The organism is Nocardioides sp. Soil805, assembly GCF_001429625.1.
GTDB lineage: Bacteria > Actinomycetota > Actinomycetes > Propionibacteriales > Nocardioidaceae > Nocardioides.
In genome coordinates this window covers 349,398-374,482 of the sequence record NZ_LMSU01000003.1, presented here as the reverse complement: position 1 = coordinate 374,482, position 25,085 = coordinate 349,398, and the positions used below count along the sequence as shown (strand labels likewise).

Here is a 25,085-nt window from a genome sequence, read left to right as displayed (position 1 = left end):
CCTCAGTCGGTCCAGGTGTGGACGGGCTCGTTGGTGTGCATGCGGGCCCGGTAGTCCTGGAGCGTGGCGCGCAGGGCGTCGTACCTCTCCATGTCGTCGCGGCGGTGCATCTGGCCCACGAACCACTCCGCGCCGGTCAGGCCGGTCAGGCAGCGCTGCTCGATGATGCCGAGCAGGCGGTCCCGGACGTCGGACTCCACACCCCAGGAGTCCAGGCCCTCGGCTGCCATCGGGAGCAGGCGCCGCAGCACGAGCTCGGTGGCACGGACCTGGCCGATGCCCGGCCAGTAGATCTGCGCGTCGACGCCCTGCTGCGCGGCGACGTGGAAGTTCTCCTCGGCGGCAGAGAACGACATCTGCGACCACAACGGCCGCTCGCTCTCGGCGAGGTGTCGCACGAGGCCGAAGTAGAAGGCCGCGTTGGCGATGGTGTCGGCGACCGTGGGGCCGGCGGCGAGGAGCCGGTTCTCCACGCGCAGGTGCGGCACGCCGTGGGCGATGTCGTAGACGGGACGGTTCCAGCGGTAGATCGTGCCGTTGTGGAGCCGGAGCTCGGAGAGCTCGGGGGTTCCGCCCGACTCGAGCACCTCGAGCGGGTCCTGGTCGTCGGTGATCGGCAGCAGCGCCGGGAAGTAGCGCACGTTCTCCTCGAACAGGTCGAAGACCGAGGTGACCCACCGCTCGCCGAACCACACGCGCGGGCGGACGCCCTGGACCTTCAGCTCCTCGCTGCGGGTGTCGGTGGCCTGCTCGAAGAGGGGGATGCGCGTCTCGCGCCACAGCTCCTTGCCCAGCAGGTACGGCGAGTTGGCCGCCACGGCCAGCTGCACGCCGGCGATGGCCTGCGAGGCGTTCCAGTAGGCCGCGAAGTCGTCCGGGGCGGTCTGCACGTGGAACTGGGTGCTGGTGCACGCCGCCTCGGGGACGATCGAGTCCGCGGTGGTCGTGAGCCGGTCGCGACCGGAGATGCTGATGGTGATGTCCTCGCCGCGGGCGTCGAGGATCTGCTCGCTGAGCAGCGAGTAGCGGGGGTTGGCGCTCAGGGATGCCCGGGACATGTGCCCCTCGGCGAGGGTCGGCAGGATCCCGATCATCACCTGGTGCGCGCCGACCCGGCTGGAGGCCTCCTCGGCGTCGTTGAGGGAGCGGCGCAGGCTGTCCTCGAAGATGGTCAGCCCGCCCTCGCGCAAGGTGGCGGGGGCGACGTTGAGCTCGATGTTGAACTGGGCGAGCTCGGTCTGGAAGTCGTCCTTGCCGATCAGGTCGAGCACCTCGGCGTTCTTGAGCGCGGGATCGCCGTGCTCGTCGACGAGGTTGAGCTCGACCTCGAGCCCGGTCATCGGGTCGTCGGTGTCGAAGCGGGCCTCGCGCAACATGCGGGCGAAGACGTCGAGGTTGCGCCTCACCTTCTCGCGGTGGCGCGTGCGATCGGCCCGCGAGAACTCCTGCTGCTCGACTTCTTCTCCCATGCGAGGACCCTAGCCACGCGGGCACCCCCGGGGACAGGCGTCACCCCCCGTGGGATGGACCGGGATTTCCCCCGCCCTCAGGCCGCCCCACGGTCGAAGGACGCCCGGAGGGGCTCCCACAGGTCAGGTGAGCACGCGTCGTCCAGCAGGTCGGCGACCAGCCGGGCCAAGGAGTGGTCCGGCGCCACGGCCCGGCACCGCTCGACGGCGCACCACGCGAGGGCGCCGTCGCCGGCGAGCCACGCGGCGACGGCCAGCACGGCAGCCGGTCCGGCCACGATCTCGTCGGGGACCCGGCGGACGACGTCGCTCCACAGCTCGACGTGCGCGCGGGCCACCGGTCTGGTCAGCCCGCACCAGGCCTCGTCCCGGGACGCGGGCTCCCGCAGGGCCAGCGCCAGCGGCACGAGGACCTCGACGGGGCACGGACCGGGCTCCCGGGTGTGCCGGTGCACGACCGCCCGCACCTCGCGGGCGGGGAGGGGCTGCGGGTCCGTCGCCAGGAAGGCGGCGGACTCGGTGACCGCGTCCTCGACGGGGTCCAGGGTGGCCCTCAGCTCGGCGCGCGATCCGTGGGTCACCCGGCCGTCGAAGACCGCCCGAGCGGTGAACGGGTGGGCCCCCGGGTCGAACGGGACACCGCGGTAGGCCTCGGGCGTGCGGCCGGGCAGCACGGCGAACCAGCGGCAGTCGTGCACCCGCAGCACGTCGATCACCTCGATGCCGCGCTCGGTGAACGCCTCGTGCAACGACCAGGCGCACTCGTCGGCCACGAGCGTGTCGTCGTCGTAGACCACGAAGATCACCTGGCGGACGCGGTGCCGGAGGCTGGGGCGCAGCAGCGCGTCGACGACATCGTCGACGTCGCCGGCGTCGTCGGGCAGGTCGACGCGCGCGTGGAAGGACGGCTGCTCGCCGAACGTCAGCATCGCCACCGACGTCTCGGGCGCGAAGCCGAGGGCGATCGGCACGAAGGCCACGATGTCCTCGGGCGTCCGGGCGACCAGCGGGATGGGTGTGGGTGTGGGAGTCATGAAGGGACCGTCCCCGGCCGCGCCGACGCTCCCACCTGCGCATCGTCGGACTGTGGACGACGCGCCCCCGGCTGGCCCCTGTGGACGACAGGTGGCCTGCGACAATGACGGTGTGACCAGCAGCGGGGCCGACCCCCTCCCGGGCGACCCGCACGCCTGATGCGTCGTACCGCCTCGGTCCTGCACCTCGACATGGACGCGTTCTTCGCGGCCGTGGAGCAGCGCGACAAGCCCTCGCTGCGCGGCAAACCGGTCATCGTCGGCGGCACCGGCGGTCGCGGGGTCGTCGCGACCGCGTCGTACGAGGCCCGGGTGTACGGCGTCCGGTCGGCCATGTCCGGGCGCGAGGCGCGCGCCCGGTGCCCGCACGCGGCGTTCCTGTCGGGGCGCTTCCACGCCTACCGGCAGACGAGTGCCCGCGTCATGGAGGTGCTCCGTGCCGCCTCCCCCCTGGTCGAGCCGCTGTCGCTCGACGAGGCGTTCGTCGACCTCGAGCGCGCCGACCTGCCGGACCTCGAGGTGGAGACGGTGACGGCCTTCGGCCACGAGCTGCGGGCCCGGGTGCGCGAGGTGACCGGGGGGCTCACCGGGACCGTCGGCATCGGCACCTCCAAGTTCATCGCCAAGGTGGCCAGCGAGCTCGACAAGCCCGACGGGCTGACCGTGGTCCCGCCCGGCACCGAGCGCGAGCTGCTGCGCCCGATGAAGGTCACCGTGATCCCCGGTGTCGGCCCGGCCACCGCCGAACGGCTCCGGCGGGCCGGGCTCCACACGGTGGCCGACCTCGAGGCCGTCGACGAGGAGGAGATGGTGCGCCTGCTCGGCAGGGCGCACGGACACGGCCTGCACCGGCTGGCACGTGCCGAGGACGACCGCCCGGTGGTCGCCGACCGGGAGACCAAGTCGGTCAGCAGCGAGGGCACCTACGACACGGACCTGACCGACCGCAGCCTGATGGAGTCGCTGCTGACCCGGCAGGCGGTGCAGGTCGGCACGCGCCTGCGCAAGCACGGCCTGTCGGGACGCACGGTGACGATCAAGGTGCGGCTGCACGACTTCACCACCCTGAGCCGGTCCTCGACGTTGCCCAGCCCCACGGACAGCGCACCCACCATCGCGCGGCTCGCCCGGTCCCTGCTGGCCGACCTCGACACCTCAGGCGGCGTGCGACTGCTCGGCGTCGGGGTCTCCGGGCTGGCCGACTGGATCCAGGAGGACCTCTTCGGCGAGACGGAGCCCGAGCCCGAGGAGGTCGTGGTCCCGGACGCGACGCCTACGGTCCGCCACTTCTCCCCCGGGATGGACGTCGTGCACGAGGAGATGGGCGCGGGCTGGGTGTGGGGGTCGGGGCGGGGCGTGGTCACGGTGCGCTTCGAGACCGCCGAGACCCCACCCGGACCCGTCCGGTCGTACGCCGTCGACGACCCGGCCCTGTCGCCGGCCGTCGCGCCCGCCGAGGACTGAGGGTCCACCTCGCGCGGAGCTCGCGACCAGCGAGCCGGACGTGCCGGCGCGCCTCGGGAAAAGGTGAGAGGCCCCAGCCGGTATGAGCGCCTGGAGCCCCTCGGAGTGACCGGCTGGGTGACGTCCGGTCGACCTGGACGCCAGTCGGGTCCCGAGGCCCCCGTCACCGGGTCCCCGCGGCAAGCACGCTCGCCGTACGGATCCTTCTGCCTGTCCGATCACCGGCGCCGCACGCGGCGCCGGTAGGAGAGTTCTATGTCCGCCGAGCGCGCCGGCGCAAGGGGTCGACCCCACATTCCCGTGGTCCCACAGGCGCGTCCACAGGCGCGGGCCGGTGGTCCACAGCGGCGGACGGGTTGTCCACACACCTGTGGACCAGCCTGTGGAGGACGGACCGGTACCCGGATCGTCCAATCCCGTGGCGCCGCGTCTCCGAAGCACCCCTGAGAAGTCCCTGAGAGTTGCCGAGGGAGGCAACTCTCGCAGTGGTCGGGACGTCGAGTCAGGTGAAGGGCCGAGCAGTCGAGGTGGGGAATCTCTTGACCGTGGAAGCCGTTGGAGAAGACGTGGCGAGGTATCGGCGCACCGCCACGGAGGAGGAGACGACGATGAGCACCGCACAGAGCACCGCACGGAGCACCCGCACGAGCACCACGCGTGAGATCGAGGGACGCGACAGCGTCGGCCTCTACCTCGACGAGATCGCCCGCACTCCCCTTCTCGACGCCGCCATGGAGGTCGAGCTCTCCAAGACCATCGAGGCCGGCCTGCTGGCCGAGAAGCTCCTCGAGGAGGGCCGTGTCGGCCGTCGCAAGGGGGGCGCCCCCATGAGCGCCAACCAGGAGGAGCTGGAGTGGCTGGCCGAGGAGGGTCGGCGGGCCATCGACCAGTTCATCTCCGCCAACCTGCGCCTCGTCGTCTCCATCGCCCGCAAGTACGGCCGCTCGCAGATGCCCATGCTCGACCTCATCCAGGAGGGCAACACCGGCCTGATCCGCGCCGTGGAGAAGTTCGACTACACCAAGGGGTACAAGTTCTCGACCTACGCCACCTGGTGGGTCCGCCAGGCCATCACCCGCGGCATCGCGCAGCAGGCCCGCGTCGTACGGCTGCCGGTGCACGTGGTCGAGGAGCTCAACCAGGTGAGCGGCGCCCGTCGCACCCTCGAGCGCCAGCTCGGCCGCGCCCCTGAGCCGCAGGAGATCGCCCAGGAGCTCGGCATGGAGATCGACCGGGTCCTCGACCTCATGTCGTGGGGTCGCGACCACGTCTCCCTCGACACCCCGGTGGACGAGGACGGCGACACGTCCCTGGGTGACCTGATGGCCCAGGAGACCGCCCCGGGACCCGACCTGGAGTTCCTCGACGTCGAGGCGCGACAGCGGCTCGAGGACCTCGTCGCCCACCTCGACGAGCGGGCCGCCGACATCATCCGGGCGCGCTACGGGCTCACCGACGGCCGCCAGCACAAGCTGGCCGACATCGGCGCCAAGCACGGCATCTCGGCCGAGCGGGTCCGCCAGCTCGAGCGGGAGGCGCTGCAGAAGCTGCGTCGCATCGGTGACCCCGACCTCGCTACCGGCACGGCCGCCTGAGCCACCGGCCACGCACGGCCCCGAGACCCGCCCCGACACCCGTCGGGGCGGGTCTCGTCGTCAGTACGCCGCGGAGGTGAGCGCGGCGGCCGCCTCGCCGGCCAGCGTCGTGACGTCGGCCGGCACGGGCGTCGCCTCGGCCACGCGCTGCTGCCACATCTGCAGGGCGACCACCCGCGAGGCGGCCTCCTCGGCGCGCTTGCGGGTCACGTCACCGTCGTCGATGGCCCGGGTGAGCACCCGGTGCGTCTCGACGGTGTCGACCGGCATCAGCAGCAGGTCGGCGCCCGCGTTGAGGGCCGCCACGGCCGGCTTCCAGCTCGCCGCCACGGCGCCCATCCCCAGCGAGTCGGTGATCGTGACCCCCTCGAAGCCCAGGTCGTCGCGCAACAGGTCGTAGACCTCCGGGGCGAGCGACGCCGGGACCCCCGGTGCGATGGCCGTGAGGTCGAGGTGGCTCATCATCACCGCCGGGGCGTGGCTGGCGATGGCGGCCTCGAACGGCGGCAGGTCGTGCGACCGGATCTCCTGCAGCGAGGAGTCGAGCACCGGCAGCGTGTCGTGGCTGTCGCTGGTGGCGGCCCCGTGGCCCGGGAAGTGCTTGATCGTCGAGACCACACCGGCGGCGTCGTAGCCCCGGACGGCGGTGGCCGTCGCCTTGGCGGCGATCGCGGGGTCCTCGCTCGCGGACCGGGTGCCGATCGTCGGGTCCGCCGCGCCGATGGTCACGTCGGCGACGGGAGCGAAGACCCAGGTGAAGCCCAGGTCGCGGACCTCCATGCCGGTGGCGTACGCCGCCTGGCGCACGGCCTCGCGACCCGTCGTGCCGTCGGCGGCGATCGCCGCTCCGGCGGCGTCGAAGGCCGGGAACTCGGTGGCGATGCCGCGCAGGTGGGAGACGTAGCCGCCCTCCTGGTCGACCCCGATGACGGCCGGGAAGTCGCGGCCGTCGGCAGCCACCGCCTCGCTCACCGCGGCCGTCGTCGCGCGAACCTGGGCCTCGTCGACGACGTTGCCGTTGGTGACCGAGACCCCGGCGAGGTGGTGCTCGCGCACCATCGCGGCGACGGCGGCGGGGTCGGTGCCCAGGTAGCGACCGACGATCACCTGGCCGGCGAGCTGCTCGGAGGACCAGCCGGCGACCAGCGCCTGCGCCTCCTCCAGCTCGCCGACGGTCGGCCCCCAGCCCAGGGGCGCGTCCGGGTCGGTCGTCTCCGCTGCCGGGGACTCCGCGGACGGGGACACTGCCTCCGGGGACGGACTGCTGCTCGCCGGGTCGCCCGCAGGCTCCGGCGCGGACGCGCACCCACCGATCAGCAGCACCCCCGCGGTGAGGGCGGTGGCGGTGGTCAGGAGAGGCAGTCGCACGGCCCGCAGGCTACCCGCGGAGCTCGTCGAGGACCGCTTCGACGCGGGCCCGCAGCTCCTCGAGGGAGCCGTTGTTGTCGATCACGTGGGTGGCGATCGCGCGGCGCTCCTCGCGCGTGGCCTGGGCGGCGATCCGCGACTCGGCGTCCTCGCGCGTCCAGCCGCGCTCGGACAGCATCCGCTGGACCTGCAGGTCGCGCGGGGCGTCGACCACGACCACGGCGTCGAAGGTGTCGGCGCGACCGCCCTCGGCCAGCAGCGGGATGTCGTGGACGACCACGTCGTCGTCAACGGCGGCAGCCTCCAGCGCCGCCATCCGCTCGATCACCAGGGGGTGGATGATCGCCTCGAGCCGCTTGCGGGCCGACTCGTCGGCGAAGACCAGGCGTCCCATCGCCGGCCGGTCGAGGTCGCCCTCCGGCGTCAGCAGCGACGGGCCGAACTCCGCCACGACCGCGTCGAGCCCGGGCGTGCCCCGCGCCACCACCTCGCGGGCGAGCACGTCCGCGTCGATCACGACGGCCCCGAGCTCGGCGAGGATCGCCGAGACGGTGCTCTTGCCGGAGGCCACGCCCCCGGTCAGTCCGACCCGAACGGTCACCTGTGTGTCCTCCCCGTCCTCAGATGTGCCAGAGCGTACGTCGGGCGCACCCGGCGCCCGCTCCCCCGCGCCGTCCGTCAGGCCAGGCCGGCCTTGCGGGCGTACGCCGCGGCCTGCTCGTCGGCGTCGAGGTCACCGCGCAGGAGCCGCTCGGTGGTCCAGTGCTCGACCGGGAGCCCGGTGAGCGCGACGTACTGCGCGAGCTCCGGCTCGAGCGCCCGCGCCAGCGCCATCAGGTCCGCGCCGGTGGGCGCCGTGCCGGTGATGGACGGCGAACCGGCCATCAGCCTCCGGAGGGGCGGGTGGGAGGAGAACCGGTCGATGCCGAGGTGGTCGGTGACCAGGTCCAGGTGCCGGGCGTGCTCGTCCAGCAGGGAGGCGAAGTCGAGGAACAACCACTGCTCGCGGGGGAAGATGCTGAGGCCGTGGTCGACCTGTCCGCCGTAGTAGCCGCGCACGACCCCCGACGCCCTCAGGAAACGGGCCCGCCCGCCCGGCCCGGTGAACTCCTCGGGCAGGATCGTCGGGAAGGACGGCGGTCGCCACGCGATCATCTCCGGCCAGTCCGGCGCCCTGTCCGGCTGCCGCTCGCGGACCATCACCCACTGGGAGACCAGTCGGTCGATCGGATCCCGGAAGACCGCCATCAGCCGCAGGTCGGGCAACCGGTCGCGCATCCGCTCCAGGGTGCCCGGCATCAACAGGTAGCGCGGTGTCGCGTCCCCCAGCGCACGCTGGTGCGGCGAGGTCCGCTGCACGCCGTACGACGCGTGGTCGGCCTCCAGCCAGGTCGCCTCGTCGACGTCGAACCAGCCCATCTCCTTGCGGGGTGGGCGCGCCACCTGGGGATGCTGGTTGAGCATCCACTGCAGGGTCGACGTGCCGGCCTTCTGGACCCCGACGATCGAGAAGGTGAACGGCTGGAAGCCCGCGCCGACCACGTCAGCCACGGTCGAGGAGCTTCTCCACCGCGGCGAGGAGCACGGCGGTCGCCACGCCGTCCATCGCCTCGCTGACCTCCTCCAGGGGAGGCATGGTCGGCGCGAGACGGATGTTCTCGTCGTGCGGGTCCTGGCCGAGGGGGAAGGACGAGCCGGCCGGCGTCAGGGCGATGCCCGCCTCCTTGGCCAGCGCCACCACCCGCGACGCCGTCCCGGGCATCACGTCGAGGTTGACGAAGTAGCCGCCGCGGGGCTTGTTCCAGTGCGCGACACCGCGACCGTCGAGGCGCTCGGTGAGCACCCGGTCGACCTCGGCGAACTTGGGCGCGATGATCTCGCGGTGCTTGACCATGTGGTCGCGCACGCCCTGCGCGGATCCGAAGAACTGCACGTGGCGCAGGTGGTTGACCTTGTCCGGCCCGATGGAGCCCTTGCCGAGGTGCCCGAGGTACCACGCGACGTTCTCCACGGACGCCGCGAGGAAGGCGACGCCCGCACCGGCGAAGGTGATCTTGGAGGTCGACGCGAACATGATCGGCCGGTGCGGGTGCCCGCTCGCCGCGGCCAGCGTGAGGATGTCGGCGCTCTTGGCCTCCTCCTCGGTGAGGTGGTGCAGCGCGTACGCGTTGTCCCAGAAGATCTTGAAGTCGTGCGCGGCGGTCTCCATCGAGGCCAGCCGGGCGGCGACCTCCTGGCTGCACACGGAGCCGGCCGGGTTGGCGTACGTCGGCACCACCCACATGCCCTTGATGGAGCGGTCCTCGGCCACGAGACGCGCCACGGCCTCCGCGTCCGGGCCGTCGTCGTTCATCGGGACGGTGATCATCTCGATGCCGAGCGACTCGAGCAGCGTGAAGTGCCGGTCGTAACCGGGGACGGGGCAGATGAACCTGACCACGCCCTCCTTGCTCCAGGGCCGGTCGCTGTCCACGCCGCCGAACAGCATGAGGTAGACCAGCGCGTCGCGCATCATGGTGAGGCTCGAGTTGCCGCCGGCCACGACCTGCTCCGGCTCGACCCACAGCAGCTCGGCGAACATCTCGCGCAGCTCCGGCAGGCCGGCCAGCCCGCCGTAGTTGCGCACGTCGGTGCCGCTGCTGTCGCGGTGGCCGCGCGGGAGGGTCAGGAGCTCCTCGGCCAGGTCGAGCTGGGCCGACGACGGCTTGCCGCGCGTCAGGTCGAGCGAGAGGCCGCGCGCGCGCAGCTCGTCGTACGTCGCCTGCAGCTCGTCGCGCAGGGCGAGCAGGTCGTCGCGGGACAGGTCGGAGAGCGGCGTGTGCGTCACACGAGAAGGCTACCGAGCACGCAGGACCGGCCGGCCACGGCGTCCAGACCCGGACGGCCGGGCCCCTGCTCCCCCGGCGTCAGGCGCACGAGAAGGTGCGGCGGTACTGCTGGGGGCTGATCCCACGCACCCGGGTGAAGTGGTGGCGCAGCGTCGCGGCGTTGCCGAAGCCCACCTCCGAGGCGATCCACTCGATCGAGCGGTCGGACTGCTCGAGGAGCGCCTGTGCGGCCTGCACCCGCTGGGCCAGGATCCAGCCGTACGGCGTCGTCCCGGTCTCGTCCTTGAACCGGCGGGCGAAGGTGCGTGCCGACATGTGGGTCTGCCGGGCGAGCAGGTCGACGCTCAGCTCCGCGCCCAGGTTCCCCTGGATCCACTCGAGCAGCGGGGCCAGCGAGTCGGAGGTGCACTCGGGGACCGGGCGGGAGATGAACTGGGCCTGGCCCCCGGGTCGCTGCGGGGCCACCACCATCCGGCGCGCGACCGTGCCGGCCACCGCAGCGCCGTACTCCTCGCGCCACAGGTGCAGGGCCGCGTCGAGCCCGGCGGCCGAGCCCGCACTGGTGACGACCGGCCCGGCGTCGACGTACAGGACCTCCGGGACGACCCGGGCCAGCGGGAACCGCGCGGCCAGCTCGTCGGTGTGCTTCCAGTGGGTGGTCGCCTCGCGGCCGTCGAGGAGCCCGGCCTCCCCCAGCACGAAGGCCCCGGTGCACACCGACAGCACCCGCGCTCCGCGGGCGACCGCGTCCTGCAGGGCCTGCACGACCGGGAGGGGGACGCTGTCGTGGCCGGCGATCGCCGGCACGCACACGAGGTCCGCCTCGGCCAGCCGGTCGAGGCCGTGGAGCACCTGCAGCTCGAAGCCGAGCGAGGTGCGCACCTGGCCCGGCTCGACGCCGCAGATGGCGAAGTCGAGGACCGGGACGCCGTCGTCGCTGCGGTCCTGGCCGAACGCCTCGCAGAGCACACCGAGCTCGAACATGGCGACCTCGTCCCAGACCAGGACGGCGACGTTGGTGAGCACGACATCAGCATGACCCACGCGTGGCAGGAAATCAACGCACACCGGCATTGCTGCCACTGGTGGCGGGATGTCTACAGGCGCAGGATTACTGCCATGACCACTCTCGCCCTCGCCCTCGTCCTCCTCGCCCTCGTCGCGCTGCTCGTCCGGTACGCGCGCCACGACCACTTCGCCGGCGCCGCGCTGCGCGCCGACGACCACGACGAGCTCGGTCCCGTCGAGCAGCGTCGTCACGTGGTCCCGCGTCGCGCCTGAAGCGCCCGACCGGCGCAACGCACCCCTCAGCGGCCGAACCGTCTGGGTCGCCTGACCACGAGCCGCCCCACCCCCAGGCTGCCGCGCACGACCAGCACCGGTCGGTCGCCCCGAGGGTCGGGGCGGTGGTCGTTGCGCAGCGAGCCCCAGCCGGTGCGCACCTCCCCCACGCGCACGCCCCAGTCCGACGGAACCACCAGCACGACCCGACCGAGCCCCGGGCGCACCACGACCTCGACCAGCCGGTGGGGACACACGGCGTTGCGGAAGTCGAGGCGTACGTCGGCCGCTGCGGCCGCGACGACCACCCGTGACGGCACCGACCAGGGTCCGTCACGGCGCTGGCGGGCCAGGCCGGCGACGAGCACCAGGTCGTCGTCGCGGGTCCGCGGCAGGTCGCGCACCAGGGACTGCAGCTCCCCCATCATCCGGGCCCGGGCGGCCAGGTCCTGGCGGTGCTGCAGGTCCTCGAAGTCGAGTCGGCCCTGCGCGAAGGCGTCCGCGAGCAGGCCCATCACCTCGTCCCGGTCGGCGTCCCCGGCCCGGACGTCACGCTCCCGCGCAGCCATGGAGCCATCCAAGCACCGCCCGCCACGCACCCGGGGCGGCCGCACCGTCCGGACATGGCAGGAGGCCCGCCGGCGAACCGGCGGGCCTCCTGGACGTGCTGTGCTGCGGTGACCCCGGAGGGTCGGTGGGTCAGTTGCCCCCGCCGGTCAGCTTCTCGCGGAGCGCCTGGAGCGCCTCGTCGGAAGCCAGCGAGCCGCCGGTCTGCTCCTGGGTGCCGGTGTCGCCACCGTCGGAGGAGTACGACGTGGCCTCGCCCGCCTCGGCCTCGGCGACCTTGGCGTCGGCCTGCTGCTTGACGTGCTGCTCCCAGCGCGCGTGCGCCTTGGCGTACTGGTCCTCCCAGACCGCACGCTGCTCGTCGAAGCCCTCGAGCCACTCGCCCGTCTCGGGGTCGAAGCCCTCGGGGTAGACGTAGTTGCCCTGCTCGTCGTACGTGGCGGTCATGCCGTACAGCGTCGGGTCGAACTCCTCGACGTCGGACGCGGCAGCCGTCTCGTTGGCCTGCTTGAGCGACAGCGAGATCCGGCGACGCTCGAGGTCGATGTCGATGATCTTGACCATGACGTCGTCGTTGACCTGGACGACCTGCTCGGGGATCTCCACGTGGCGCTCGGCCAGCTCGGAGATGTGCACCAGGCCCTCGATGCCCTCCTCGACGCGGACGAACGAGCCGAAGGGCACCAGCTTGGTGACCTTGCCCGGCACGATCTGGCCGATCTGGTGGGTGCGGGCGAAGTGCTGCCACGGGTCCTCCTGGGTCGCCTTCAGCGACAGGGAGACACGCTCGCGGTCCATGTCCACGTCGAGGACCTCGACGGTGACCTCGTCGCCGACGGTGACGACCTCGGACGGGTGGTCGATGTGCTTCCAGGACAGCTCCGAGACGTGCACGAGGCCGTCGACGCCACCGAGGTCCACGAAGGCACCGAAGTTGACGATCGAGGACACGACACCCTTGCGGATCTGGCCCTTCTGGAGCTGGGTGAGGAAACCGTGCCGGACCTCGGACTGGGTCTGCTCAAGCCAGGCACGGCGCGACAGGACCACGTTGTTGCGGTTCTTGTCGAGCTCGATGATCTTGGCCTCGAGCGTCTGGCCGACGTACGGCTGCAGGTCGCGGACGCGACGCATCTCCACCAGCGAGGCGGGCAGGAAGCCGCGCAGGCCGATGTCGAGGATGAGGCCGCCCTTGACGACCTCGATGACGGTGCCCTCGACGACGCCGTCCTCCTCCTTGACCTGCTCGATGGTGCCCCAGGCGCGCTCGTACTGGGCGCGCTTCTTGGACAGGATCAGACGGCCTTCCTTGTCCTCCTTCTGGAGAACGAGGGCCTCGACCTTGTCGCCCACGGAAACGACCTCGGAGGGGTCGACGTCGTGCTTGATGGACAGCTCGCGCGAGGGGATGACGCCCTCGGTCTTGTAGCCGATGTCGAGGAGGACCTCGTCGCGGTCCACCTTGACGATGGTGCCCTCGACGATGTCGCCGTCGTTGAAGTACTTGATGGTCGCGTCGATCGCGGCGAGGAAGTCCGCCTCGGAACCGATGTCGTTGACCGCCACCTGGGGCGCGTCGTTGTCCCAGTCGCTCGCGGCGATGGAGGAGATGGTGCTCGTCATAAGGGAAGTGATTCCTTGGATGGTCAGAAGTCGTGCGGGCACGCGCAGAAGCCCTCTTTCACCACCGATGGAGAGATGACGAGCGAGGGTCCGCTCCGTATGGAACCCAGGCAGACCTCTGGCGCACCCTCCAGCCTACGCGGGCGCGCCCCGCACCGTCCAACTCCGGTCCTGCCCACTACGGTGGAGGGGTGCAGGACCACCTCCCGCAGTCCGTCCGGGTCGAGCGCCGACCGGTCGACGAGTCCGAGTCCCGCAGCGCCAACGGTCCCGACTGGGACCGCTACGCCGACGAGTACCAGGCCACGCACGGCGAGTTCCTGGGCGACGTCGGGTTCGTGTGGGGCCCTGAGGGCCAGACCGAGGACGACCTCGCCATCCTGGGCGACGTCGCGGGACGCGACGTCCTCGAGGTCGGCAGCGGCGCCGGTCAGTGCTCCCGCTGGGTGCGGAGCCGGGGAGGCAGGGCCGTCGGGCTGGACCTGTCCCACCGCCAGCTCCAGCACAGCCGGCGCATCGACGAGATCACCGGCGTCGTGGTGCCCTCCGTGCGGGCCACCGCCACCCACCTGCCGTTCGCCGACGACAGCTTCGACATCGTCTTCTGCTCGTTCGGTGCGCTGCAGTTCGTGCACGACATCGCCGACGCCGTGACCGAGACGGCCCGCGTGCTGCGCCCCGGCGGTCGTTACGCCTTCTCCGTCACCCACCCCACCCGGTGGATGTTCCCCGACGACCCCGGTGACGGCGGCCTGGTCGCCTCGCAGTCCTACTGGGACCGCACGCCGTACGTCGAGGTGGACGACGAGACCGGCGTCGTCGCCTACGTCGAGCACCACCGCACGCTCGGTGACTGGGTGCGGCTGCTCTCGTCGACGGGCTTCGTGCTCCGTGACCTCGTCGAGCCGGAGTGGCCCGCCGACCACGACCGGGTGTGGGGCGGGTGGTCGCGCACCCGGGGCCTGCTCACCCCCGGCACGGCGATCTTCGTGACCGACCTGACCTGAGTCCCCGACGTACCGGCGCAGCACCGAGCACGCCACTAGCATCGCCGCCGTGCCCTCCCCCCGCGCGCTCGTCGCGACCCCCTATCGCCGCGGCGTGCTCGCGATCGTCGTGCTCAGCCTGCTCTGGCGCGCCTGGACCGTCGCGCGGTGGACGTGGCAGGACGACGACTGGATCTACATGCACGACGCCCACGCCATGCCGCTGTGGGACTACCTCGTCCAGGACTACAACGGACACCTCATGCCCGGCGGCTTCCTCGTCACGTGGGTCGTCACGACGCTCGCACCGCTGAACTTCTGGGTCCCCGTGGTGGTCGTGGCCCTCACGAGCGCCGGGGTGGTCCTGGTGTGGGCGGTCGCCCTCGCACGCCTGGCCGGACCGCGACTGCTCACCCTGGCGCCGCTGGCGCTGGTCGCGCTGTCCCCCCTCTACCTGCGACCGACCATGTGGTGGGCCGCGGCGACCCAGGCGCTGCCGATGCTGGTCTTCATGGGGCTGTGCGTCATCGGTGCCGAGCGGTGGACGCGCTCGCACGCACGCGCGGACCTGCTGCGCCTGCTGGTCGCGTACGCCGGGGGGCTGTTCTTCTGGGAGAAGGCCGTCCTGCTGGTCCTGCCCGTCTGCGCGGTCCTGCTCATGGCCGACGGCCGGACCCTCCGCGCACGGCTGCGCACCGCGCGGACGCCGCTGGTCGCACTCGCCGGGGTGACCCTGGTGTACCTGCCGATCTTCCTCGTGGCCACCAGCGGCGAGTCCGCGAACTCGATCGAGTTCAACGCCGCGGCGACCCAGGACGGGGCCGTCGAGTTCCTGGCCCGGGGCTTCTCCGAGATGCTCGCGCCCGCACTGCTGGGCGGCCCGTGGGGCACCCTCCCGGTGAGCGGCGACATCTACGGGCACCCCTCGCTCGGGCAGTCGGTGCTCCTGGGCGTCCTGCTCGTCGCCCTCGCGACCCTGGCGGCGCTCCGGTGGCCGGGGTCGTGGACGGCGATCGCGGCGGCGGGCCTGTACGCCGTCGTCGCCTGGGGCATGATCCTGTTCAGCAACCGCTTCATCCTCACCGGTCAGCACGCCGTCACCGACGAGCGCTTCAGCGCGGACGTGCTCGCCGCGGCGGTCGTGTCCCTGGCCCTGGTCATGCGGGCCGCACGCCGAGATGGCCCGCGCCGACGCAGCGCCGTCACCACTCGCGGCGGACGACGCGCACTCGCCCCGGTGCTCGTAGGGGTCCTCGGGGGGTCGCTCCTCGTCTCCAACCTCTTGGCGACCGACCGCATCGGCACGAACCCGGGACGCGCGTGGGTGGAGAACCTCCGCGCCGACCTCGCCGCCCGGGGCGCCCCGACCGTCCTGTGGGACGCCAACACACCGGACACCGTCCTGCAGCCCGCCTTCTTCCCGGCCGAGGCGCGCCTGTCGTACGTGCTGGCGCCGTACGGGGACGACGTCCGGTTCTCCGAGCCCGCGCGCCAGCTGGCCATCGTCGACCCTCGGGGCCGGGTGCACGACGTCGAGGTGACCGACGAGTCCCACGCCGAGGCCGGGCCGGTCGAGGGGTGCGGCTACGCCCTGGGGCCCGGCGACCGCGTCACCGTGCCGATGTCGGACGAGCGGTACCTGTGGGACTGGGCCCTCCAGGTCAACACCGTCGCCTCGACGGGCGGCACGATGGCCGTGACCGTCGGCGGGACCACGACCGTGATGCAGGTCCGACCGGGCCTCGAGCAGCTGCAGGTGCAGCTGCAGACAGCCGTTCCGGAGACCATCACCCTGGAGATGGCCGACGACGCGGGCACCGTGTGCGTCAGCGAGGTCATCATCGGGAACCCGCAGCCCGCCGCCGGATGACGGGACCTCCCCCCGGAAGACGGACGACGGCCCGCCGGCAGTGCCGGCGGGCCGTCGTGCTGAGCGGGGGCGGACTGCCTCAGGCAGTCTCCTCCTTGCGACCGGCGAAGACGAGGTAGGCGCCGGCGAGCAGGGCCAGCGCACCACCGATGAAGCCGATGAGGGGCACCGTGCTGGTGACCAGCTTGATGGTGCCGCCCGAGTCCTTGGCCGACTCCACGTTGTCCGAGACCTGCTCGTCGGTGAAGGCGAGGTCGAGGTCGAGGAGCACGTCCCCGTTCTCCAGGGTGCGGAGCTCCTGCTGCGACTGCTTGATGATCGAGCCGGTCACCGGATCGATCCACAGGTACTTGTCCTGCGAGTAGACGCCCTGGACGCCATCGACGACCTCGGCCGACTGCTCGTCGACGACCACGTGGTACTTGTAGGTCTCGAGGCCCTCGAGGGTCTCCGTGCTGTCGTACACCGCGTCCACGGGAGCGCCGAGCAGCCCGTCCCAGTAGGGGTAGTCCTTCTTCTCGGCATCGAAGGGCCACTTGTTGATGAGGCCCTCCTTCTCCTCGGCCCCGGCGGGCAGGTACTCGCCGTTGACGGCCTCGGCGGTGGAGCGGTCGGTGGCGAAGACGTCGGTGGAGGCCGTGATGAGGCGCTTCTCCGGGTCGTCGGCGTCGACGCAGTCGGGGACGTCGCCCTCGTCGATGACCAGGCAGAGGGTGTTGACGAACACGATGACCGAGTCGTCGGAGCGCTTCGAGTCGGCCTTGGTGATGCTGGTGGCCTTGACGTCGAGGCTCTCCACCTCCCCGGACGCGGGGTTGAGCTTGTCGGCGGTGCCGGCCAGGCGCGTGACGCTGTCGGTGTCGAGCGGCGTCCGCTTCACCTGACCCGGAGCCCAGAAGGAGGCCATCAGGCCGATCACCAACAAGAAGGCGCCGAGTGCAAGGAGCACCCAACCAATGATCTTGCGCACGACGAAAGTCCTCCCAGGAGTCGATGAGTCGCCGAAGGCTACCAGCAGGTAGGTCCCGCGGGGGGCGGTTCCAGCACGCAGGTCGGAACCTTTCTCACCGGGCCTGTGGGCCGGTGGGCCTGTGGCATAGTTCCCGCCCGAGGAGGGCCTGTGGACAAGGTATGGCCGTGGTTGTTCCACGTCGAGGACGAGGACATCCGCACCCGCCGTCCGGTGCTCGCGCTCGACGCGGCCAGCGTGCACGTCGTCGCCCTCGTGCTGCTGCTCGGGCAGGTGGCCCTGCGCTGCTGGATGCTGGTCGGGAGCTGGTTCTACACCGACGACTACCGGCTGCTCGCCCAGTCGCGCGGCGAGAGCCTGGACCTCGACTACCTGACCGCGCCGTTCGACAGCCAGTTCATGCCGGTCGGCAGGCTCCTCGCCTGGGTCGTCAGCAACACCGGCGAGGTGGCCACCGGGTGGGGCACGGCGGTCACCTTGACCATGCTGACCTCCACGCTGGCGGCCCTCGCGTGCTGGTGGATGCTGGTCACGGTCTTCGGGGCGCGGCTGGAGGTCCTGCCCCTCTTCGCCCTCTACCTCTACAGCGCGCTGAGCGCCCCGGCCCTCATGTGGTGGGCGGCCGGGCTCAACCAGCTGCCGCTCCAGGCCGTCTGGTTCACCGCGGTCGCGACCTGGGTGCACTACCTCCGCGGTCGTCGCTGGCCGTGGCTCGCGGCCACCACGGCAGTGCTCGTCGTCGGGCTGCTCTGCTACGTCAAGGTCCTCCTGGTGCTGCCGGTCCTCGCTCTCGTCGCGCTCGGCTACTTCGCGTCGGGCGGGCCGCGCGCCAGGCTCACGGCCGCCCTGCGGCGCTACTGGCCGGCCGCGATCGCGGGGGGCCTCACCGCCGCGCTGTACGTCGTCTACTACGCCGTCGCGGTCCCCCAGCCCTTCATCGAGCAGGACCGCGGGTCCGGCCTCGCCGGTGCGCTGGCGGACACGATGCTGGGCACGGCGTTCGGCAGCTCGGCGCTCGGCGGTCCCTGGCGGTGGGACACGAGCAACCCGCCCACGGGGTACGCCGATCCGCCGGCCTGGGCGGTCCACCTCGCCTGGGTGGTCCTCGTCGGCACGATCGTCACGGGGGCGCTCCTGCGTCGTCGTACCGGCCGCGCGTGGTTGCTCCTGGCCCTGTCGCTCACCGGGGCCTACCTGCTCCTGCTCACCACGCGCGCCCCCGTCGCGGGCGCAGCGATCGGCCTGGAGATGCGCTACCTCACCGAGACCGTGTGCGCCCTGGTGCTGACCCTCGGCCTGGTCTGGCTGCCGGTCCGGGGCGCGGTCGAGTCCAGCGAGCCGCGACCGCGACCGTTGCTCGCGGTCGCGCCGACCCAGGTGCTCGCCGGGGTGCTGACCCTGGCCTACCTGGTGGGGGCCGTCGTCAGCACGGCGTCGTACGCCCACATCTGGCACACCGACAACCCCGGCGACACCTACCTGCACCGCGTCACCGCGGCCGTGGACGCGCAGGGCTCGCTCGACCTCACCGGGGGCACGGTGCCTCAGGACGTGATGCCCGGGTACTCCTTCCCCTACAACACCCTCGAGTCCCTCGTGCCGCTGTACACGTCCCGCGCCGAGTTCCCCCTGATCAGCAGCACGCTGCACTCGGTCACCGAGGACGGCACGGTGGCCCCGACCGTGATCGACGCGGCGGTGACGTCGCGCCGGGGCCCCACGGACGAGTGCGGTTGGCGCGTGGGTGCCAGCGGCAGGTCCATCCCCCTCGAGAACGGCACCATCGACGTCGACTGGTGGCTGAGGATCGGCTACCTCTCCTCGCAGCGCACCGACATCACGGTGACAGCCGGCGACGTCAGCCGCGAGGCGACCGTCAACCCCGGCATCGGCAGCCTGTTCGTCCAGGCGACCGGGGCGTTCGACGAGGTGCGGATCTCGGGCCTGGCCCCGGAGACCACGCTGTGCGTCGACGTCATCGAGGTCGGCACCGCCGTGCCGGGAGTCCTGTGATGGCGTCGCGCCCGTCCGGCACCGGTCCCGCACACCGTCGCGGGACCAGGCCCGCACCGCTGCCCCCGGTCGAGGTCGCCCCCCAGTTTCCCGTGCTCGACACGCTGCGCGCCGTCGGTGCCCTGGCCGTGCTCACGACCCACACCTCGTTCCAGACCGGGGAGTACCTCGGCAACGGGGTGGGCGGCACCCTGCTGGCACGCCTCGACGTCGGCGTGGCGATCTTCTTCGTGCTTTCCGGCTTCCTGCTCGCCCGGCCCTACCTGGCCCGCCGGACCCTCGACCTCCCGGCCCCCGGGCTGACGACGTACTACGAGAAGCGCGCCCTGCGGATCCTGCCCGTCTACCTCGTCGTGGTGGTCATCGCCTACCTGTTCGTCGGCGGCAACGAGGACGCCGGGCCCAGCGACTGGCTGGCCTCGTTCGCGCTGCTCGACTCCTTCGTCGGCAAGTCGCTGCCCTACGGGTTGACCCACATGTGGAGCCTGGCCGTCGAGGTGAGCTTCTACCTGGTGCTGCCGGCCCTGATGCTCGTCGCCGTCGGTCGTCGGCTGCGGGGGCGACGGGTGGGGGTCGTCCTGGTGGCCATGGCGCTCACCAGCATCTCCTGGCTGGTGCTGGCACCGCGCCTGGACCCGCACGTCGCCGGCTCCCCCGGGCTGTGGCTGCCGGCGTACCTCACGTGGTTCGCGACGGGCATCGGCCTGGCGCTCGTCCACGTGCTGCACCAGCAGGGCACCACGTCCCGGCTCGTGGGCCACGTCGTCGCGCTCGGGCGCCAGCCCGGCGTGTGCTGGGCGCTGGCCGGCGGGCTGATGCTGGTGGCGGCCACCCCCCTCGCCGGGCCCACCCTGCTCGAGGCGCCGACGGTCGCCGAGTCCATCACCAAGCACGTCCTCTACACGTTCGTGGGCACGCTGCTGGTGCTGAGCGGGGTGTTCACGCTGCCCGGCGCCTACCGGCACGTGATGACCCGGCGGCCGCTGCGCCACCTCGGCCACATCAGCTACAGCATCTTCTGCATCCACCTCGCCCTGCTGGCCGCGGCGTTCGACCTCACCGGGATCGAGGTCTTCACGGGCCAGGGCCTGAAGATCTGGGCGATCACGCTGGTGCTGTCACTGGTCGCCGCGGAGGTGCTCTACCGCGTGGTCGAGCTGCCGGCGCTGCGCCTCAAGGGTCGGCTGCGACGTCGCGAGTCCGCGTCCAGCAGGACCAGCAGGCCGGCGACGACGGCGACCACCAGGTAGGACGGCCACGCGAGGCTGCCCGCCCACGCGTCGAGACCTCCCCACGGGAGGAAGGCGTAGACGCCCACCGCCGGCAGCACGAGGGCGGCCACCAGCGCGACGGCCGTCCCCGCGTGGGCCCGTCGCACCGACCACACGGCGACGGTCGCCACCAGCGCGACGACCGCACCGGTGGGACCGGCCAGCAGCGCACCGGTTACCGGGGCCAGCAGCAGCGGCACCAGCGGGGGCAGGGATCGCTCCGCGAGGCTCGGCGGCTCCTGCGCCGGACGACGACGCCGGCGGAGCAGGAGCACCAGGAGCAGGGCCAGCACGCCCGCGGCTCCCACGAACAGCGACCAGCGGTACGCCGTGCCGGGGGCGAAGTCCGCCACGACCTCCGCGGTCCCGCCGGAGGCGCGCCATCCCTGGCGCCAGCCGTCGACGACGACCGGGGACAGGTCGGCCCCGTCCTGGCTCGCCCGCCACCCGGGATTGGCGTTCTCGTGGCCCGCCACGACCACCTGCCCGGCCAGCGGGAGCAACCGCTCGCTGCCGACGCCGTCGGAGGACCCGCCGACGGCCGCGCCCTCGCCGAGGGGCAGGGCCGCGCGACCCAGCACGGCCGACGACGGGGTGAAGGCGTCGGAGGCGTCCAGCGCCACGACGTTGTCACCGGCCCGCAGCGGCACGGTGGCGCTCCCGCACGGCGTGGCCGGCACGTCGACACCGTTGAACAGGTCCCTGGCGCTGGCGCTCACGGACGTGCGGACCCGCACCCCGTTGACCTCCAGGTCGGGTCCGGTGCCGCACGGCAGGTCGAGCGGGTCGTCGGCGACCAGGACCGGCAGGCCCTGCGCGCCTCCCAGGCTCAGCTCGGTGATGCCCACCGGGACGGCGCCGGTGGCGCCACTGAAGTCCACGGTGGTGGCCGGCTCCGCCTCGACCACGTCGAGGGTCAGCTCGTCGGTCCTGATGGTGGGGAAGGTCGCGGTGCCGTCAGCGTCGAGCTCGACGCTGCGTCGCCCGCCCGGCCAGCGCAGCTCCAGGGACTCGGGCGCCCGGGCCGCGGTGTCCGCGTCGACCCCGAGCTCGATCGAGTCGATCGTCTGGGGACGCAGCCACCTCAGGTCCACGCTCGGACGCACGTCGGAGACGTCGGCCGACCACGTGGTCGCGTCGTTGCCGTCCACGGCGGCCAGGACCGAACCGCGGGGGTCGGCGACGCCGGTCGACGAGGCGCGCACGTCCAGGAAGGAGCCCTGCCGGACGAGCGTCTCGAGCGCACGGCCGGGGACGCCGCGCACCCGCAGGGAGGCGTCGTACGCCGCGGCCTCCGGCAGCGTGATCCGTCGCGCCATCCCGAGCGGCTCCTCGGCGAGGACCTCGCGGCCCTGGACGCACCGCACGTCGAGGTCGACGACCGCGCAGCCGGTGCGCGCGTCCTCGAGGGCCCGCAGCACGATCGCGTCGGGGGCACCGCTCCCGTCCGGCACCTCCGGGAGGGCCAGCAGCCGATCCGGCGTGATGTCCTCCAGCTCGACCTCGGCGAGGCTGAGCGGGGTGCTCGTGCGTCCGGAGACGTCGGTGATCCTCAGGGAGGCGGAGGACGTGTCCCCCACCGTGATGCGGGCGGGCGTGTCGGGCGCCAGCACGACCGGGTCGCTCGTCCAGTCGTCGGTCGAGAGCTCGACCTCCTGGTCCCCCACCAGGGCGCCGGTGACGACGACCGAGCGGGGCACGACGTCGTCCTCGAGGTCGACCTGCCACCAGTGGGCGTCCTCGGTGAACCGCGAGCTCTGCCAGGAGGTCGAGGGGTGCCCGTCGATCGCGGCGAAGGGCTGCCGCCCACGCGACGAGGGGCCGGGACCGGCGTCGGACAGGGAGCTGGACGCGCGCACGCCGTCGATCCCGTCGTACTCCGCGAACGTCGACCACCGCTGCGCGTCCGGGAGCTCGTAGTCCGGGACCGTCTCCTGCGGCGCCTCGGCCTGCGCCCGGGTCCGCACCGGCGACGTCGCGTCGTGGATGCGACCGAAGTGGCGTACGACGGACCGGTAGCCGTCGGTGAGGACGACTGGCGCGTCGTCCACCTCCTCGTCGTCGAGGTCGGCCGCGAGCTGCGTGGGCACGGTGTCGTCGACGACCCCGAGGTCCGTCAGGTCGAGCAGGTCCTCCGGGCCCCCGACCACGACGGGAGCCTGCGCGGTGCCGGTCCCGGCCGTCGGTGGCTCCTCGAGGGCGTAGATCTCGATCGCGGCGTAGTCGTTCTGCCACCCGCCGTTGATGAGCGCACGGCCGAGCTCGCCGTCGATGTGCGCGCCACCACCGACCACCGGACCGAAGGTCGCAGCCAGCTCGATCCCGTCGGACTCGTCGAGCGCCTGGTGCACGAGCACCGGATCGGGGGCGTCGTCGCCGCGCGAGACGTCGTTGCGCACCACGAGGTGGCTCACCCCGCTGCGTCGCAGGTAGTCGGCCAGCGCCGGCGAGCCGTGGCCCTGCGCGAGCTGGTCCTCGACCGCGTCGAGCATCCGGATGTTGCCCGCAGGCGTGAGGGGGACGGCGTTGCGCACCGCCCAGCGGGTGGAGGCGAGGGCCTGGAACGGCTCGTCGCGGGGCGAGCCCCACACGTAGCTCCCGAACATGGTGCCGGGGACGAGCAGCGCCACGCCGGGGTCCTGCTCGTCGGCGAGCCACCGCGCGGCCTCGCTCCAGTAGTCCGGGACCTCCTCGAAGCCGTTGGTGGGGGTGATGCGACCGGCCGCGGCCGGCGTCGCGGACGCCAGCACCGCGAACGCCACGATGCCCGCGACGATCCGGTAGTTGACCCGGTCCGGACGCGAGGTGGCGGCGTCCCGGGCGTGGGCGACCAGGGCGTCGACGAGCCAGGCGAGGCCCAGGACCAAGGGGAGGCGGACGACCGGGTCGAACTTGTGCACGTTGCGCAGCGGGGCGAGCACGCCGTCGAGCAGGTCCTGGATGCCGGGGGCGAACCAGCCCTGGACGGCGCCGACGTGTCCCATGGACACCAGGAACAGCCCGGTGACGACCCCGCTGAGGAGGAACAGACGGTGCGGGGTACGACGCAGGGCCATGCCGAGCACGCCGGCCACCAGCACGACGGCGCTGTTGATCGGCAGGTAGAAGTCCCGGACGAGGTCGGTGCCTGCCCGGGACCCCGAGTCGACGTACGGGACCCAGTTGGAGGTCCCCCGCAGGGAGTCGGCCAGGTTGGTCGGGATCGTGGTGATGCCCGCGGACTCGATGAAGTCGAGGAAGGGTGGGCTGTAGCTGCCGAGCAGGAACAGCGGGACGAGCCACCACAGCGTCGCCAGCAGGGTGAAGAGCGGCCACCACAGCATCATCGCCCGACGCCGAGGACCCGGGGTGCGCGTCAGCAGCCACAGGGCGCCGAGGGGCAGCACGGCGCTGGTGGCTGCGGCGTTGACGCCCCCCACCATCGCGATGGCGAGTGCGGAGAGGGCGGCCGCGCGCCGCGGCGAGCCCCGCTGGGCACCGATCACCAGCGGCAGCAGCACCCACGGCGCCAGCGCGCTCGGCCAGACCTCGATGGAGGACGGGCCCAGGACGGTGAGCATCCGGGGGGACAGCGCGAAGGCGAGGCCGCCGAGGATGCACGCCAGGTCCGAGCGCGCGCCCATGGCCCGCGCCACCTTCGCCGTCCCCACCAGGGCGACGCACATGACCAGGGCCATCCAGAGCCGCTGGACCACCCAGCCCGGCACGTCGAGGAGTCCGCCGAGGGCGAAGAACGGGCCCATCGGCCACAGGTAGCCGTAGGCCTGGTTCTGCAGCTGCCCGAACGCTCCCTCGCCGTCCCACAGGTGCGCCGCCCGGGCCAGGAAGTCGAGGGGGGCGATCGCCAGGTCCAGCTTGGTGTCGGCGACCAGCAGACCCGGTGACTGGGTCGTGGCCACCCCGACCAGCAGCATGCAGGCGGCGAGGAGCCGCCACCGGAACCGCGAGCCGTCTGGGGTCACTTCTTCTTCCGCAGCACGATCACGAGGTTCCACGTCACCACCTCTCGCACCACCGGCACGCGGAGCAGCCAGCGGCTCCACCAGGGGTTGTAGCGCGGCAGGAGGTGGACGACGTCGGCGTGCTGCTGGGTGCGGGCCCAGCGCAGGCCGTCGGCGACGGTGACGGCGAAGAGCGACTCGCCGTACTTGTTCTTGGGCTCGTGCCCGTGCCTGGCGGCGTACCGGCGCCGGGCACGCCGACCACCGAGGAAGTGCCAGGGCGAGGTCTCGTGGCCGCCCCAGGGACCGAACCAGGTGGTGTAGCTGATGAACGCCAGGCCCCCCGGTCGGGTGACGCGGACCATCTCCTCGGCCATCCGCCAGGGCTCGGGCACGTGCTCGAGGACGTTGGAGGAGTAGCAGACGTCCACCGAGTCGTCCGCGAACGGGAGCTGCATGCCGCTGCCGATGACGGTGCCGGCCCCGATGTCCCCCGCGCCCGCGAGCTCCCCGACGTCGGAGTCGAGGGCGAGGTACGTCGCGCCGGCCGCCCGGAAGGCGTCGCGGAAGTAGCCCGGGCCGCCCCCGACGTCCAGGAGCACGGTCCCGTCCAGGTCGGCGTACTGCCCGACGTGGGCCGCCGAGTCCTGCGCCAGGGCGGTGTAGAACCGGGCCGGGTCGGGCTGCTCGTAGCGGAACTCGGTGAAGAGGTGGAGCGAACGCCTCAGGTCGGCCCTCCAGGGTCGCCGCCCCGTCGAGGTGGGGGGCACCTCGGTGGGACGGGTCTGGCTCGGCACGCGCAGAC

Annotated in this window: 19 protein-coding genes; 7 read left to right on the top strand and 12 right to left on the bottom strand. The window is 72.4% G+C overall.

Going from position 1 to position 25,085, the window contains the following annotated elements:
* Window positions 1-2 precede the first annotated feature (2 nt).
* Both ASG94_RS16670 and ASG94_RS16665 read right to left on the bottom strand, forming a co-directional pair.
* Complete coding sequence (locus ASG94_RS16670; protein ID WP_056927592.1) at window positions 3-1,469, bottom strand: glutamate-cysteine ligase family protein; 1,467 nt, start codon at window positions 1,467-1,469, stop codon at window positions 3-5.
* A gap of 77 nt (window positions 1,470-1,546) precedes the next feature.
* Window positions 1,547-2,503 carry a DUF4192 domain-containing protein gene (locus ASG94_RS16665; RefSeq protein ID WP_056927591.1) on the bottom strand — a complete coding sequence of 319 codons (957 nt, stop codon included), beginning with the start codon at window positions 2,501-2,503 and terminating at the stop codon, window positions 1,547-1,549.
* A 159-nt stretch (window positions 2,504-2,662) separates the two neighbouring features.
* Between ASG94_RS16665 and ASG94_RS16660 the strand changes: the two genes are divergently transcribed.
* Both ASG94_RS16660 and ASG94_RS16655 read left to right on the top strand, forming a co-directional pair.
* Entirely contained in the window at window positions 2,663-3,967 is a 1,305-nt protein-coding gene (locus ASG94_RS16660; RefSeq protein ID WP_056927590.1) for a DNA polymerase IV, read from the top strand.
* Between the two features lie 608 nt (window positions 3,968-4,575).
* On the top strand, window positions 4,576-5,562 hold the full coding sequence (locus ASG94_RS16655) for a sigma-70 family RNA polymerase sigma factor (protein WP_056927589.1): 987 nt from the start codon (window positions 4,576-4,578) through the stop codon (window positions 5,560-5,562).
* A gap of 60 nt (window positions 5,563-5,622) precedes the next feature.
* Here the strand turns inward: ASG94_RS16655 and ASG94_RS16650 are convergent, their stop codons facing one another.
* The 5 genes from ASG94_RS16650 to ASG94_RS16630 all read right to left on the bottom strand — a co-directional run bounded on the left by ASG94_RS16650 (window position 5,623) and on the right by ASG94_RS16630 (window position 10,784).
* Window positions 5,623-6,930, bottom strand: coding sequence for a glycoside hydrolase family 3 N-terminal domain-containing protein (locus ASG94_RS16650; RefSeq protein WP_235537301.1), 1,308 nt, complete (start codon window positions 6,928-6,930; stop codon window positions 5,623-5,625).
* 10 nt (window positions 6,931-6,940) lie between these two features.
* A complete protein-coding gene (coaE, locus tag ASG94_RS16645; protein ID WP_056927588.1) occupies window positions 6,941-7,531 on the bottom strand; it encodes a dephospho-CoA kinase in 591 nt (196 codons plus the stop codon).
* Window positions 7,532-7,608: 77 nt separating this feature from the next.
* Window positions 7,609-8,481 carry a sulfotransferase domain-containing protein gene (locus ASG94_RS16640; protein WP_156411644.1) on the bottom strand — a complete coding sequence of 291 codons (873 nt, stop codon included), beginning with the start codon at window positions 8,479-8,481 and terminating at the stop codon, window positions 7,609-7,611.
* On the bottom strand, window positions 8,474-9,757 hold the full coding sequence (locus ASG94_RS16635; RefSeq protein ID WP_056927586.1) for an aminotransferase class I/II-fold pyridoxal phosphate-dependent enzyme: 1,284 nt from the start codon (window positions 9,755-9,757) through the stop codon (window positions 8,474-8,476). Before ASG94_RS16635 ends, ASG94_RS16640 begins: the two co-directional genes overlap by 8 nt.
* Before the next feature lie 79 nt (window positions 9,758-9,836).
* Window positions 9,837-10,784 carry a helix-turn-helix domain-containing protein gene (locus tag ASG94_RS16630; RefSeq protein ID WP_056927585.1) on the bottom strand — a complete coding sequence of 316 codons (948 nt, stop codon included), beginning with the start codon at window positions 10,782-10,784 and terminating at the stop codon, window positions 9,837-9,839.
* Between the two features lie 93 nt (window positions 10,785-10,877).
* Between ASG94_RS16630 and ASG94_RS21820 the strand changes: the two genes are divergently transcribed.
* Window positions 10,878-11,039 carry a hypothetical protein gene (locus ASG94_RS21820; protein ID WP_156411643.1) on the top strand — a complete coding sequence of 54 codons (162 nt, stop codon included), beginning with the start codon at window positions 10,878-10,880 and terminating at the stop codon, window positions 11,037-11,039.
* Between the two features lie 26 nt (window positions 11,040-11,065).
* Here the strand turns inward: ASG94_RS21820 and ASG94_RS16625 are convergent, their stop codons facing one another.
* On the bottom strand, window positions 11,066-11,608 hold the full coding sequence (locus ASG94_RS16625) for a DUF1707 SHOCT-like domain-containing protein (RefSeq protein WP_056927584.1): 543 nt from the start codon (window positions 11,606-11,608) through the stop codon (window positions 11,066-11,068).
* A gap of 130 nt (window positions 11,609-11,738) precedes the next feature.
* Window positions 11,739-13,229 carry a 30S ribosomal protein S1 gene (rpsA, locus tag ASG94_RS16620; protein WP_056927583.1) on the bottom strand — a complete coding sequence of 497 codons (1,491 nt, stop codon included), beginning with the start codon at window positions 13,227-13,229 and terminating at the stop codon, window positions 11,739-11,741.
* A gap of 191 nt (window positions 13,230-13,420) precedes the next feature.
* Here rpsA and ASG94_RS16615 point away from each other — a divergent pair, with 191 nt between their 5' ends.
* Together ASG94_RS16615 and ASG94_RS16610 are read left to right on the top strand one after the other, a co-directional pair.
* Window positions 13,421-14,236 (top strand): class I SAM-dependent methyltransferase, encoded by an 816-nt coding sequence (locus ASG94_RS16615; protein WP_056927582.1) that lies wholly within the window; start codon window positions 13,421-13,423, stop codon window positions 14,234-14,236.
* Between the two features lie 49 nt (window positions 14,237-14,285).
* Window positions 14,286-16,085, top strand: a complete 1,800-nt coding sequence (locus ASG94_RS16610; protein WP_056927581.1) for a hypothetical protein — start codon at window positions 14,286-14,288, stop codon at window positions 16,083-16,085.
* 79 nt (window positions 16,086-16,164) lie between these two features.
* Here ASG94_RS16610 and ASG94_RS22045 read toward each other — a convergent pair whose 3' ends face one another.
* The gene (locus ASG94_RS22045; protein ID WP_162260828.1) at window positions 16,165-17,034 is read right to left on the bottom strand and encodes a DUF3068 domain-containing protein; all 870 of its coding nucleotides are present in this window, start codon (window positions 17,032-17,034) and stop codon (window positions 16,165-16,167) included.
* A 171-nt stretch (window positions 17,035-17,205) separates the two neighbouring features.
* On the opposite strand from ASG94_RS22045, the gene ASG94_RS21810 reads away from it, so the two are divergent.
* Together ASG94_RS21810 and ASG94_RS21805 are read left to right on the top strand one after the other, a co-directional pair.
* Window positions 17,206-19,068 (top strand): hypothetical protein, encoded by a 1,863-nt coding sequence (locus ASG94_RS21810; protein WP_056927579.1) that lies wholly within the window; start codon window positions 17,206-17,208, stop codon window positions 19,066-19,068.
* Window positions 19,068-20,318 (top strand): acyltransferase family protein, encoded by a 1,251-nt coding sequence (locus ASG94_RS21805; RefSeq protein ID WP_156411640.1) that lies wholly within the window; start codon window positions 19,068-19,070, stop codon window positions 20,316-20,318. The genes ASG94_RS21810 and ASG94_RS21805 overlap by 1 nt, the downstream gene beginning before the upstream one ends.
* On the opposite strand, the gene ASG94_RS16590 is transcribed toward ASG94_RS21805, so the two are convergent.
* Together ASG94_RS16590 and ASG94_RS16585 are read right to left on the bottom strand one after the other, a co-directional pair.
* Window positions 20,210-24,301 (bottom strand): alpha-(1->3)-arabinofuranosyltransferase, encoded by a 4,092-nt coding sequence (locus ASG94_RS16590; protein ID WP_056927577.1) that lies wholly within the window; start codon window positions 24,299-24,301, stop codon window positions 20,210-20,212. The two genes, ASG94_RS21805 and ASG94_RS16590, sit on opposite strands and share 109 nt — an antisense overlap.
* A complete protein-coding gene (locus tag ASG94_RS16585) occupies window positions 24,298-25,077 on the bottom strand; it encodes a class I SAM-dependent methyltransferase (RefSeq protein ID WP_235537300.1) in 780 nt (259 codons plus the stop codon). Before ASG94_RS16585 ends, ASG94_RS16590 begins: the two co-directional genes overlap by 4 nt.
* Window positions 25,078-25,085 lie beyond the last annotated feature (8 nt).